This is a genomic window from Gammaproteobacteria bacterium (assembly GCA_013214945.1).
Taxonomy (GTDB): domain Bacteria; phylum Pseudomonadota; class Gammaproteobacteria; order Enterobacterales; family Psychrobiaceae; genus Psychrobium.
The window spans coordinates 69,177-81,707 of record JABSRT010000012.1 but is presented as its reverse complement, the minus strand read 5'-3'; the positions used below and the strand labels follow the sequence as shown (position 1 = coordinate 81,707).

The 12,531-nt window shown below is 41.4% G+C and carries 11 protein-coding genes; 9 read left to right on the top strand and 2 right to left on the bottom strand.

Annotated elements, in window-relative coordinates; translation table 11 throughout:
- Positions 1-214: 214 nt before the first annotated feature.
- The 7 genes from HRU23_11060 to HRU23_11030 all read left to right on the top strand — a co-directional run bounded on the left by HRU23_11060 (position 215) and on the right by HRU23_11030 (position 7,477).
- A complete protein-coding gene (locus HRU23_11060; GenBank protein NRA54672.1) occupies positions 215-1,405 on the top strand; it encodes a UDP-N-acetylglucosamine 4,6-dehydratase in 1,191 nt (396 codons plus the stop codon).
- Positions 1,406-1,415: 10 nt separating this feature from the next.
- Positions 1,416-2,576 carry a LegC family aminotransferase gene (locus tag HRU23_11055; protein NRA54671.1) on the top strand — a complete coding sequence of 387 codons (1,161 nt, stop codon included), beginning with the start codon at positions 1,416-1,418 and terminating at the stop codon, positions 2,574-2,576.
- Entirely contained in the window at positions 2,569-3,726 is a 1,158-nt protein-coding gene (neuC, locus tag HRU23_11050; protein NRA54670.1) for a UDP-N-acetylglucosamine 2-epimerase (hydrolyzing), read from the top strand. The genes HRU23_11055 and neuC overlap by 8 nt, the downstream gene beginning before the upstream one ends.
- A 12-nt stretch (positions 3,727-3,738) precedes the next feature.
- Positions 3,739-4,818, top strand: coding sequence for an N-acetylneuraminate synthase (gene neuB / locus HRU23_11045; GenBank protein NRA54669.1), 1,080 nt, complete (start codon positions 3,739-3,741; stop codon positions 4,816-4,818).
- Complete coding sequence (locus HRU23_11040; GenBank protein NRA54668.1) at positions 4,811-5,467, top strand: acetyltransferase; 657 nt, start codon at positions 4,811-4,813, stop codon at positions 5,465-5,467. The genes neuB and HRU23_11040 overlap by 8 nt, the downstream gene beginning before the upstream one ends.
- Positions 5,468-5,658: 191 nt before the next feature.
- Positions 5,659-6,720 (top strand): CBS domain-containing protein, encoded by a 1,062-nt coding sequence (locus HRU23_11035; protein ID NRA54667.1) that lies wholly within the window; start codon positions 5,659-5,661, stop codon positions 6,718-6,720.
- Positions 6,710-7,477: an acylneuraminate cytidylyltransferase family protein gene (locus tag HRU23_11030; protein NRA54666.1), complete on the top strand. Its 768-nt coding sequence runs from the start codon at positions 6,710-6,712 to the stop codon at positions 7,475-7,477. Before HRU23_11035 ends, HRU23_11030 begins: the two co-directional genes overlap by 11 nt.
- A gap of 62 nt (positions 7,478-7,539) precedes the next feature.
- On the opposite strand, the gene HRU23_11025 is transcribed toward HRU23_11030, so the two are convergent.
- Positions 7,540-10,020: a DUF115 domain-containing protein gene (locus tag HRU23_11025; protein NRA54665.1), complete on the bottom strand. Its 2,481-nt coding sequence runs from the start codon at positions 10,018-10,020 to the stop codon at positions 7,540-7,542.
- 351 nt (positions 10,021-10,371) lie between these two features.
- Here HRU23_11025 and fliS point away from each other — a divergent pair, with 351 nt between their 5' ends.
- Entirely contained in the window at positions 10,372-10,776 is a 405-nt protein-coding gene (gene fliS, locus HRU23_11020; GenBank protein ID NRA54664.1) for a flagellar export chaperone FliS, read from the top strand.
- A 3-nt stretch (positions 10,777-10,779) separates the two neighbouring features.
- Positions 10,780-11,109, top strand: coding sequence for a hypothetical protein (locus HRU23_11015; protein ID NRA54663.1), 330 nt, complete (start codon positions 10,780-10,782; stop codon positions 11,107-11,109).
- 32 nt (positions 11,110-11,141) lie between these two features.
- Here HRU23_11015 and fliD read toward each other — a convergent pair whose 3' ends face one another.
- A complete protein-coding gene (gene fliD, locus HRU23_11010) occupies positions 11,142-12,524 on the bottom strand; it encodes a flagellar filament capping protein FliD (protein NRA54662.1) in 1,383 nt (460 codons plus the stop codon).
- Between the last annotated feature and the right edge of the window lie 7 nt (positions 12,525-12,531).

Below are 12,531 nucleotides of genomic sequence, written 5' to 3'. Positions count from 1 at the left end.
TGCTGCGCCATTTTACCCATCTTCATAAAAGGTTAGCAACAGTCAATTTATTGACAGTGAGTGGAATTAAACCACATCCTCACCGTTTTTTCGATTTAAATTGTATCTATGATCCGTTTTAAGGTGTTTTTTTGATATCGGGCAGCTAATATAGGAAATATTAAGTTATAGCTTATTCATTAGTTTGAATAAATTTCAAATTGGGACCTGTTCGATGTTATCTACTTTACAATTGCTTGACCGCCACGAGCCTTTATTAACCCGCGATATCGCGATCCACCAGCAACAACTGGAACAGGTTATTTCTCGTTCCAGTTTTTTGGTGCTGGGCGGTGCTGGCACCATTGGTCAAGCCGTTTGCAAAGAAATATTCAAGCGCCAGCCTCTCAAACTGCATGTAGTCGATATTAGCGAGAATAATCTAACCGAATTAGTTCGGGATATTCGCAGTAGTTATGGTTATATCGCCGGTGATTTTCAAACATTTGCGCTCGACATTGGTTCAAGTGAATATGACGCATTGATAGAATCTGATGGTCGTTATGACTATGTGCTTAACTTGTCAGCTTTAAAGCACGTACGCAGCGAAAAAGACCCCTTTACCTTAATGCGAATGATCAACGTTAATATCTTTAATACCACCAAAACGATTGAGCAGGCGATTAAAGGCGGCGCTAAGAAATATTTTTGTGTCTCAACCGATAAAGCCGCTAATCCAGTTAATATGATGGGCGCATCTAAACGCATTATGGAAATGTTTTTAATGCGTGCCAGTGTAAACATTGATATTTCGACCGCGCGCTTTGCCAATGTCGCATTTTCGGACGGTTCTTTATTACACGGTTTTAATCAACGCCTTGAAAAAAACCAGCCGTTAGTCGCGCCAAATGATATAAAACGTTATTTTGTTACAGCTCAAGAGTCAGGTGAATTGTGCTTAATGTCCTGTATATTGGGTGATAATAGAGATATTTTCTTTCCCAAGTTAAGTGAATCACTGCACCTACAAAAATTTTCCGATATCGCTGTAAAATATTTAGCACTGCGGGGTTACATCCCCTATTTATGTGACAGTGAACAGCAAGCTAGAGAACTCATGACCACCCTGCCTGCGCAAGGTCAATGGCCTTGTTTATTTACCGCCAGCGATACCACGGGTGAGAAAGATGCCGAAGAGTTCTTCACTGAACACGAGCATCTAGATCTACAACGTTTCGATAACTTAGGCATTATTAAGAGCAAACCAAATTTTGATTCTGATCTGTTAGCAGCATTTGAAAATAAGATTGTACAATTTAAGCAACAAAAATCCTGGTCAAAACAGCAACTCGTTGAGTTATTTAACCAGACTCTGCCGGAGTTTTCTCACCAAGACACTGGCAAGTACCTCGACGGAAAAATGTAGCGGAATCAAAATGAACAAAAAATTAATCAGCTTTATTCAAGATACATATCAAACTAACGAGTTTATCCCGTTGCACGCACCGCACTTTGGGGGTAACGAAAAAGTGTATGTCAACAACACCCTCGACAGCACTTTTGTTTCGAGTGTCGGCCAGTATGTTGATCAATTTGAGCAACACATAGAACAATATACGGGTAGCGCCAAAGCCATCGCCACAGTTAACGGTAGCGCAGCCTTGCACACAGCCCTATATATGGCAGGCGTTAAAGCTGGCGATCTGGTATTGACTCAAGCGCTCACCTTTGTTGCCACCTGTAATGCCCTATTTCACATGGACGCCGAACCGGTATTTATTGATGTATCAACCACCAGCCTAGGACTGTGCCCAGTCGCATTAGCGCATTATCTTGAACAACATGCGGTGATAAATGATGCAGGGCAATGTATTCACAAAAAGACTAAGCAACAATTTAAAGCCGTTATGCCAATGCACACCTTTGGCCACCCCGTTGAAATTGATGAATTACTTATCATTTGTCAGCAGTGGCATTTAACCTTGATTGAAGATGCTGCCGAAAGTTTAGGCTCATTTTACAAGGGACAACACACCGGAACGTTTGGTCGTTTTAGTGCGCTAAGTTTTAACGGCAATAAAATAATAACCACTGGCGGTGGCGGCATGGTGTTATGCAAAAGTTTGGCCGATGGTAACCACACCAAACATATTACAACGACCGCCAAAAAGCCTCATGTTTACGAATTTTATCATGATGAGCCAGGTTTTAATTATCGCCTACCCAACCTAAATGCCGCCTTAGGTTGCGCGCAAATGGAAGTGCTACCACAGTACATTGAACAAAAGCGCACATTAGCCAACCATTACCAAAGCTTTTTCGAGACAAGTGATTTTCGCTTTGTGATTGAACCCCCTTATGCCCAATCAAATTATTGGCTCAATGCCATTATCTGCCCAGATAAAGTCAGCCGTGATACATTATTAAAAGCCACGAATGATCAAGGCGTGATGACCCGCCCGGTGTGGACTTTAATGCACCGGTTACCGATGTTTAAAGATAGTTTACGTGGTGAATTGACTAATTCAATTTGGCTTGAAAGTTGCTTGGTTAATATTCCAAGTTCACCGATAATACGGAATCAATCTCATGCGTAACATTACAGTTTTTACTGGTACTCGGGCTGATTACGGTATTTTGTATTGGTTGCTACATGAACTTAAACAATCTTCTGACTTTGAGCTGCAATTGCTGGTTTCGGGCAGTCATCTTGGTTCTGCCTATGGCGATACCTATCGCCAGATAGAACAAGATGGCTTTAAGATCAACGAAAAAGTAGATATGCTGCTCGCAGCAGACTCATCGCAAGCCATGGTAAAAAGTATGGGCTTAGGTTTGATCGGCTTTGCTGATGCACTAACCAGGCTTAAACCAGATTTGATCGTTATTTTAGGAGACAGGTTCGAAGCACTTGCTATAGCGCAAGCAGCAATGCTCATGAAAATACCTATCGCTCATCTTCACGGCGGTGAGCTAACCCATGGTGCCTTAGATGATAATATGCGCCACGCCATCACTAAATTAAGTACTTTGCATTTAACTTCCACTGCACAATATCGCCAACGGGTGATTCAGTTAGGTGAGACTCCGACACGAGTACATTGTGTCGGCGCGCTAGGCAATGAACATATCACTCGCAGGCCGTTAATGTCCTTAACGCAATTAGCCACGTCTCTCGATTTTTCGTTAACGTCACCCTTTATCTTAGCGACCTATCATAGCGTTACTTTAGCTGATGAATGCCCAGTCGAGTCGATAAGTGCATTACTCAAAGCGTTAGAATTACACCCAAAGTATCAAATCATTATTACTTACCCGAATGCTGACCTTGGTGGCCAAAAAATTATTCCATTGTTAAGTGCTTTTCAGGTTAAATATCCAAGCCGAGTTTGTCTGGTTAAGTCCCTTGGACAGGTGCGTTATTTAAGTGCGGTCAAACATGCTGCATTGGTCATTGGCAATTCTTCCAGCGGTTTAATCGAAGTGCCTGCATTATCGACGCCAACGATAAACATTGGTCAGCGCCAAAAAGGTCGGTTAGCCGGCCCTTCAGTTTTTCATTGCCAGGCCGATACCCTAGCTATAGGTGAAGCAATCAGCAAAGTGACATCGCCGCAATATCTAACGCGACTAGATCCCGCGAAAAATCCATACGGTTCAGGATTGGTCAGTCACAAAATTATAGATATCTTAAGATCTTATGATTATTCACCGCAAAAAGAGTTTTATGATATTCAAGCACACTAGGACTAAACAACCATGACAGCCACATTTATTATTGCAGAGGCCGGGGTTAATCATAACGGCGATGAAACTTTAGCATTCAAGCTAATTGATGCGGCAGTAGCTGCTGGTGCCGACGCGGTTAAATTTCAAACTTTCAAGGCCAAAAATCTGGTAACTGCGCAAGCATCTAAAGCGCGCTACCAGCAGGAGAATGATCCGATTGATGAATCGCAAATGGACATGTTGGCTAAACTTGAGCTGCCTTTTGAGGCTCACCATAAGCTCATGAAATACGCTAAGCAGCAAGGAATTATGTTTCTTTCTTCAGCCTTTGATCACGACAGTTTGGATTTTTTAGTCAACGATTTAGGTTTGACCTTATTAAAGATCGCATCAGGAGAAATCACTAACTCGCCATTTATTCTGGCCCATGCCAGAACCCAATGTCAGCTGATTTTATCAACTGGGATGTCTAACCTCGCCGAGATTGAACAGGCCTTAGCTGTGATTGCTTTTGGTTATACGGCCGCGCCCGATGTGCCGCCATCACATACTGCATTTAAGCAAGCTTATCACAGCGATCTAGGACAAGCGGCCTTACGTGAAAAGGTCACCTTATTGCATTGCACCACCCAATATCCAGCACCATTTGAGCAAATTAACCTTAATGCCATGAGCACTATGGCTAGTCACTTTAACTTAGCCGTTGGTTATTCAGATCATAGTCAAGGTATTGTCGTGCCTATTGCCGCAGTCGCACAAGGCGCTTGTATCATTGAAAAACACTTTACCTTGGATAAAACATTGCCAGGGCCTGATCATCAAGCATCGTTAATACCAGCAGAGCTGACAGCAATGGTAAGCGCTATCCGTAATGTTGAGCTTGCATGTGGTAGCCATATCAAGGTTGCGAGTCAATGCGAAATAGAAAATAAATCTGTTGCTCGCAAAAGCTTGGTTGCCAAAGTAACCATTAGCAAAGGCCAACCACTAACCTCAGCTAACCTTGACATAAAACGCCCCGGCCACGGTATTTGTCCAACCCAATATTGGCATTATCTTGGCACAACAGCGACCAAAGCATATCAACCTGGCGAACTGATCAATGAATAAGCCCGTTTCAATGCCGATAATAGTGCTTGGCGGTGGGGGCCACGCTGCGGTACTCATTGATGTTTTGCTACAGCTAAACTATGAAATTATCGCTTACGTTGCGCCGTCTCAAAACCTTAATGAACCAATTTTTTCACCGTTAACATGGCTCGAGCAGGATGAGCACGTATTATCTTACGATCCCACTAAGGTCATCCTAGTTAATGGCATCGGCTCGATACCCGGATCTTCATTACTGCGTCGTGACTTGTATCAGAAATTTAAAGTCGCGGGTTTTGACTTCTTAACCGTGGTTAGTAACAGCGCTACGGTCTCTCGTTATGCAGAACTAGCAGAAGGTGTACAAATTTTACCAGGGGCAATCGTTAATTGTGGAGCGAGGATCGGCACAAATAGCATCATCAATTCCGGTGCTATTGTCGAACATCACTGTCACATTGGTCAGCACAATCACCTAGCACCCAGAGCGACTTTAAGTGGTGGCGTCGTTACCCAACATCAAGTCCATATCGGGACTGGTGCCAACATCATACAGTCACTTAACATCGGAGAGAATGCGGTGATTGGTGCAGGTGCGACAGTCACCAAAGACATCGCTAATAACGAGATAATATATCCCGCACAATCTTTCATCAAGCGGGTGAACTAATCGAGCCAATTGCTTGGCAAACTGCTGTTTTTAAGAGAAGATTAGAATAAATTAAATAAGACTGACTCATCCAACCTATATCTTAGCATTAACAGGTTGGCATTGAGGAGCTCACTCATTATATCCGCCGGCAGTTAACGTCGGATTACACATTCATTAATAACCCAAGATCCATGATCCTAGGATTTTATATGCAACCTAATTGGCAAGACATTTTAATTGCACCTTCGACATCCATGGAACAAACCATTAGAGTCATTGATAAAGGCTCCTTGAAACTGGCCTTAGTTGTTGACGATAATAACAGACTACTTGGCATCGTGACTGACGGAGATATACGCCGAGCCTTAATCAGTCACAAAAAAATGTCGTGCCCAATTGAACAGGTAATGAACAACAAACCTCAAGTCGCTCAAGTTGATGATTCTCGAGCCAAACTATTGCACATGATGAATAGCAAAGGCCTACTGGCCATTCCCTTGCTCGCTGATGAGGTCGTCGTAGGCTTAGAGACCTTACAGCAAATTATTGAGCGTCCAAGATACGATAATCCAGTGGTGCTAATGGCTGGCGGTTTTGGTACTCGTTTGCGCCCGCTAACCAACAATTGCCCAAAACCCCTGTTAAAACTCGGTGAAAAACCAATTTTAGAAACTATTATTGAAAACTTTATAAGCTCAGGCTTTCACCAGTTTTATATTTCAACCCATTACTTGCCTGAAACTATTGTTGAGCATTTTGGTGATGGATCTAAATGGGGGGTAGATATCCATTATATTCATGAAGATACCCCTTTGGGCACCGCAGGCAGCTTAGGGCTGTTGCCCCCAAGCCTTCCAGACTTACCGATTATTATGATGAATGGTGATGTGTTAACTAAAATTAACTTCGAGCAACTGCTCAGTTATCACAATAAACTCCAACCGCTGTGTACTATGTGTGTCCGTGAAGACCAATATACCGTGCCTTATGGCGTTGTTGAAGCTGACGGTACCCGCATCACCAGTTTAATTGAAAAGCCAACCCATAAATATTTCATTAATGCCGGGGTCTATATTGTCAGTAAAACCATGGTCAACGCCGTGACTAAAAACCAGCATGTTGACATGACCGATTTAATTGAACAATATTTGCAAAAACAACAATATATTGCGATGTTTCCGGTACATGAGTATTGGTTAGATATCGGAAAAATGGTTGATTTTTATCAGGCACAAAAAGATGTCTCACACGGTGGTAACTATGCAAAATAAAGAGGAAAGTATTGGGTTCGAAGCATCGATTGTTCTCCCACAAAAACGCATTATCGCTATTATTCCAGCACGTGCTGGCAGTAAACGGTTGCCAGGTAAAAACACCAAAGACCTGTGCGGTAAGCCCTTAATTGAGTGGAGCATTGAAGCGGCTTTACAATGTTCTTCGATAAGTAAAACATTAGTAAGCACCGACTGCCAAGACACGGCGGCCCTAGCAAAATCAATGGGCGCTGACGCTCCCTTTATTCGCCCAGCCGACTTGGCAGGAGATACCGTCGCCAGTATCGACGTAGTATTGCATGCGCTGACCTACTTGGAAAATAACGGACAAGAATTTGATTATGTAATCTTGCTGCAACCCACCTCGCCGTTAAGAACCACACAAGATATTAGCCAAGCAATAAATCAACTAAACGAGCAACAAGCTGCTGCGATAATCAGTGTCTGCGAATGTGAACACTCGCCGTTATGGACCAATACTTTAGATCATCATGGCGACATGACTAATTTTTTAGTGGGTGGGTCGGAAAATAATACTCGCAGCCAAGATTTACCTACTTACTACCGCCTCAACGGCGCAATTTATATTGCCAATGTTTCGGCCCTACGCGAACAAAAAAACTTCTTCTTAACAGAGCGGGTATTTGCCTACACTATGGCTCAGCAACACTCAATTGATATCGATAGCGCTATCGATTTCAAACTGGCCGAACTGTTGCTTTCAGAACGTCTAACAGCAGAGTTAGCTAGCTAAAGTAATATAACGCACCAGACCAATTGATTTGGACTGGTGCGTTATAAACGCTCAATAGTTGGCTACTGTGCTAACCAATGCAAGGCTGTTTTGTTTCCCGGTTCCAATTGTAAAACAAACTCGTAAGCCATTTTCGCCGATTCAGGACTCGAGATATCAGTGAACAATTGCGCCAACTCTAACCACACCTTAGTATCGCGATTATGAATTTCTAAGTAGCGCGAATAAGCATCAATTGCCTGATCTTGTTTATTATTAACTTTTAAAATACTGGCATATAGTGGTAAGTGGATGCTTATAAGGTCACTTAATTTTTCCAGCAGAGCCTCGGCGTGCTCGTATTGTTCAAGTGAAATACAAATTGACGCCATATGTTTATAATCAACGTCGTGTAAATCTTGCTCCGCAACTTGTTCAAATGCAGTTAAAGCCGCCGCCAATTTATCGTCAAATAAATATTGATAGGCCTGAGCCATAGCTAACAAACTCGCTGTAACGGCATCATCTTGCTTCTGCTTTTTGTGCTTTGTTAACTGATTAATAATTAATGCCAAACCTTGCTCATTCATTTCAAAAAATAAACATCTTATTTTGTAAGGAACTTTAGCTAACGAAGTCGTTTGTTGCGCATATTTCTTCTCAATCGCTTGATGGTGTAATTGTAGTGACCTAGAGTTATCTTCAAGTAGCTTGTTGCAAGCTTCGCTCGTTCGTTCTGGTGCGGCAGCATGTTTATCCGCCCAACGCGCTAAACAACCAAACTCATGTTGCGCTCGCCAGTAATCATTGATTAATTCAAGATCAACCGACGGTTGCTCAGCAGCAAGCCGAATATCGAGCCGTTTGCCTGCGTTAACAATGAACTGTAATAACTGCTCAGCCCCTTTTATATATGCCTGATAATACAACCGCCCCGCTTGTTCTATTTCGCTATTAGATAAACTTTCATTAGCCTGCTTATCTAGAGTTTTAACAAATTCACCAATGGCTATTTTTTTTATTAAAGCAGATAAATAACCGTATTTATTGACCAATTTATTTTCTATCTTATCAAGCTTTATTTTGTTGTCGCCCTGAACCTTCTTACTTGACTGTGGAGCACACATCTTTTGATTAATTGTTATTGCTTCATTGGCCAATTTTTTAATCGTAGCTAAGTCAGTTGAGACACGCTTGAATTCATGCTCGAGTGCTAACAGATGTTCACGGTGATTGGGTTGGCTATAACTGGGGACTAATCGATCGATCAATTGTTGCGTTGTTTGACCTTCATCGGTTAGCTGAACGTCATTAATCGCAATAAAGTCGATGTTATCGACAATGGCCGCATCAAATGAGAGGTTAAACACCTGACAATTCTTTTGCTTAGCAAATTGAGCTTGCACTCCTAATATTTTAGTCGCCATCGCAAAAGGCGCGGTCGTTTCAGCCTTCTTTCCTGAATATGTATCAACCCATAATCCCTGATGAGAGATATCAACGCCTTTATTAGCTTCAAAGCTTCCTTGCGTATGGGAAGCACCATCGAGGTTAAAGCATAAATCAGCACCCGTTAATAAGATATTTTTAAAACCCATAGCAGCTGCGACTACGAGACCAAAGTTCACTACATTAGGACCACCACTGGCACCTAACTCTGGGTTTAATTTAGTGTCCCATGGCAGTAGTGCATCTGAAAATACTGACTTTCCACGCCACTGGCTCAAAAGTGATGGCACAATATGGCTTGAGTTAATTAATAAAGTGCTAGGCGGGAAATCCAACATCTCTTTACTGTTATCGTAACTTAATAATGTCGGGTCAACTGATACCACAATATCAGGGATCAGTGCTTCACTAAGCAGTTTCTTCGAAATTCGGGCCACTGCAATAATAGTCAAGTTTTGTCTATTGCGTTTGATCCATTCAAGATGTAAGTCAAGAGATGGTCCGCCGCCCAAAATGACACAAGTTTTAGCGCTAAAGTGGCCATTAAGCAATGCTGAACTATACATGTTATCAACAGAGTTGGTTATTTGGCGTTCAATAAACAATGAGTTACCAAACAGACGTCGAATCTGAAAAATAAGATCATCATAGGCATACTCAATCTCAATCCTAGCCTGATGGTAAGCGGGGTTGTGGACCTCGATAGTCGATAGCGAACGATGAATCTTGACCCGACTATTATAGAGATATGGCGTAATAGCATCACGATCGAATTGTTCGGCCCATTGCTGTGGGGTACAAAACTTCAGAACATTTTGCCACTCAGGAGGTAACTCAGGACGAATAAGTTCAATGTATTGCGGTAACTCGATAAATAAATAACATGAATTATCTGCAATACCTTGTTCTACTAAATATTGAATTAATAAACCAGAGTCGGTACCAATTACTACGTGATAGGTATTTTCATCCCAGAATGACTTATCTATATTTTTTTTAAATACCTCACCTGCGTTTTGCTTTAAAAATGAATCACCATTAATTGAATGTAAAAATTGATCACCATAATTGTTAGCTAATACGGGTTCAAAACCACTATTTTCAGCAGAAGTCATTAATTAGTTTCCTATTTAGATATCTCTCAAACCGACACAATAATCCATCGGTTGTTCTTTACTTAACATTATGCAAAATTTACTCCATAATGAAACATATTATTTTAACATAACAATAAAAATTGACGTTTAATCAAGGTGGTAGTCAATCTAATTATTTTTTGCAGTATGGCGCATTTTTCGCATAGTAAAAATGGTGTCAACTTTATGACAGCGCGACTGGGCACTTTGGACTTGGAATGACGTTGTTGATGCTATCAACTTTAAATTTATATCTTTGTTTAAATTTGCCTGATAAGTTTCAAATAATCGGATATTATAAACAAAGAATTACAAAAATTAGGTGTAACCATGACTAGGTTGTCAATAAGAACATATAAACAAACGAGCATTTCTGGCGCTGCTGACAACAACCCACACCAACTTGTTTCTGCCATCTATCGTCAACTTTTAGGCAATGTAGCCGCCGCTAAAGGAGCTATAAACCAAAATGATATCCCTAAGCGTAATGAATTAATAAACAAAGCCGTTATGCTAATCGGTGTGCTAGAACAGTCTTTAGATTTCAAAACTGGAGGCGAAATATCAGATAATCTGGCCGCTCTTTATGAGTACGCAAGTTTCTTGTTATTTGAAGCAAACCGCCACAATGACAGTGACAAACTTGAAGAGGTGATACAACTGCTACTGCCAATAAAGTCAGCGTGGGATCAAATACCAACTGAAGAACGAAACAAAGTCGGCTTTGTGAATTAACTAATGATAGAAACTCAATTACATCAACTTCTCGAACTCTCGGCTCAGATAAAAGCGATATTTGTGACATTTGATATAACTATTGATAACACAAAATCGCTTGAGCAAGCGGGCAAACTTATCGCCCAACGTGATCGTGATACTAGAAAGTTTTTTACACTTTACTCACCAGAGCAGCTAACAGAGTTCTCATCATTATTAAATGATTTAGTCAAAGACGACCTAGCACTGCAAGTCATTTCAAGTGAGCTGAAGAGTAAAATGAGTAAACAGATAATACAACAAAAGCGTAAAACAAAGGCGACTCAAGCATACATCAAAGATAACTCCTAAAAATACTTCCATGTGCTTTGTTAGGAACTTATTTAGTTATTAGAGACAACCCCTGGCATGCTATTTAACTGCGACATAACAAAACTGCCGGTTGCGCTCATATTGGCAACCATTGCATCCATTGCATTATATTGGGCGAATAGTCGAGCTTCGTATTTATCCATCTTCAATGTAAACGCTTCAGAACTATCATTTAGGCGAGTCATTTGCTTATTGTATCCTTCAACTCTGCTGTCTACTAATCCACTACTTTCAGTGTAGTTCTTGATAAATGAATTCATCGATGCCGCAAAACCGGGAGTGGTCTCACTGCCGATAAAAAAGGCCTGGACAGCCGCCGGATTATCACTGAGTTGGTCAGCGAGCTCTGTCTTATCAAACGACAATACACCATACCTATCTGCGCTAACACCTAACTGTGTTAATGCTAGAGTATCTCCATTAACTGTATCGTATGAAGAACTTAAAAAATTTCGTAATTTCGAAGTAACACTGCGCAGCATCGAATCGCCGGCTAATACGCCAGAGGCTTCATCCTCGCCGCCAGCTTTGCTCATTTTAGTAACGAGCTTGCTCAATTCGTTATATGCTGACACATAAGCTTCAAGACTTTCTTCAACAAGGGTATTATTTTCTTCAATACCTAACGTCGATTTATCATCAACATCGTGTGACTGTAATACGTTGATAGTTACACCTTGGATAGCATCTTTAAACTCATTCGTAGTACTGGTGAGATTGATCGCACCATCCACTGTTATTGATGCATCAAGAGCTGGTGTGAGTTCGGTTAAATTAGTCGTTGTAAAATCAGCAACACGCCCACTAGCTCCCGATGCTGATACTGTTATTGCATTATCAATCCCTGTTTCTTTTGAGCTCATCACTAGCCGCTGAGCGCCATCAGACTCAGTAATTATAGTCGCAATAGTAGAGCTATTATCAGTAGCGTCATTAATCTTATTACGAATATCAGATAAGGTATCAGTAGGATCTACAACAATATCAAAACTTGAACTAGCATCCGCTGTTGCGAAGGTTAATGTGCCACTACCCACTGCTTCTGTATCAGTGAAACTCGAGGTCACTGATTTATGTGCTTGGGCTAAGTTATTAACTTTTATATCAAATTTACCAAGCTGCGCCGATGAATCAGAAGACACCTTAATAAACTCATCGGTGCCTGTCGCTGTACTCTGCTTAAAGCTATCGAGATCACTAAGTTCTTCTATCGAGGTTTGCAGCTTATCTAAAGCGCTTTTAAAGGCTCCCATGGCAGAAATACTGGTCGTTAAGTCAGCTTTTTTATCTTCCATGCGCGCTTCGAATGGCGTTCTTTCAGCTTCAACTAAACCAGTCACAATGTCGCTGACCGGTAAACCTGAACCAATACCTGTAAATGAAATACCTGACATGAATCAC

What these genes read in the sequence shown, in the direction of transcription:
- HRU23_11060 (NRA54672.1), top strand. Translation starts at nt 215, where the DNA reads ATGTTATCTACTTTACAATTGCTTGACCGCCACGAGCCTTTATTAACC.
- HRU23_11055 (NRA54671.1), top strand. Translation starts at nt 1,416, where the DNA reads ATGAACAAAAAATTAATCAGCTTTATTCAAGATACATATCAAACTAAC.
- neuC (NRA54670.1), top strand. Translation starts at nt 2,569, where the DNA reads ATGCGTAACATTACAGTTTTTACTGGTACTCGGGCTGATTACGGTATT.
- neuB (NRA54669.1), top strand. Translation starts at nt 3,739, where the DNA reads ATGACAGCCACATTTATTATTGCAGAGGCCGGGGTTAATCATAACGGC.
- HRU23_11040 (NRA54668.1), top strand. Translation starts at nt 4,811, where the DNA reads ATGAATAAGCCCGTTTCAATGCCGATAATAGTGCTTGGCGGTGGGGGC.
- HRU23_11035 (NRA54667.1), top strand. Translation starts at nt 5,659, where the DNA reads ATGCAACCTAATTGGCAAGACATTTTAATTGCACCTTCGACATCCATG.
- HRU23_11030 (NRA54666.1), top strand. Translation starts at nt 6,710, where the DNA reads ATGCAAAATAAAGAGGAAAGTATTGGGTTCGAAGCATCGATTGTTCTC.
- HRU23_11025 (NRA54665.1), bottom strand. Translation starts at nt 10,020, where the DNA reads ATGACTTCTGCTGAAAATAGTGGTTTTGAACCCGTATTAGCTAACAAT.
- fliS (NRA54664.1), top strand. Translation starts at nt 10,372, where the DNA reads ATGACTAGGTTGTCAATAAGAACATATAAACAAACGAGCATTTCTGGC.
- HRU23_11015 (NRA54663.1), top strand. Translation starts at nt 10,780, where the DNA reads ATGATAGAAACTCAATTACATCAACTTCTCGAACTCTCGGCTCAGATA.
- fliD (NRA54662.1), bottom strand. Translation starts at nt 12,524, where the DNA reads ATGTCAGGTATTTCATTTACAGGTATTGGTTCAGGTTTACCGGTCAGC.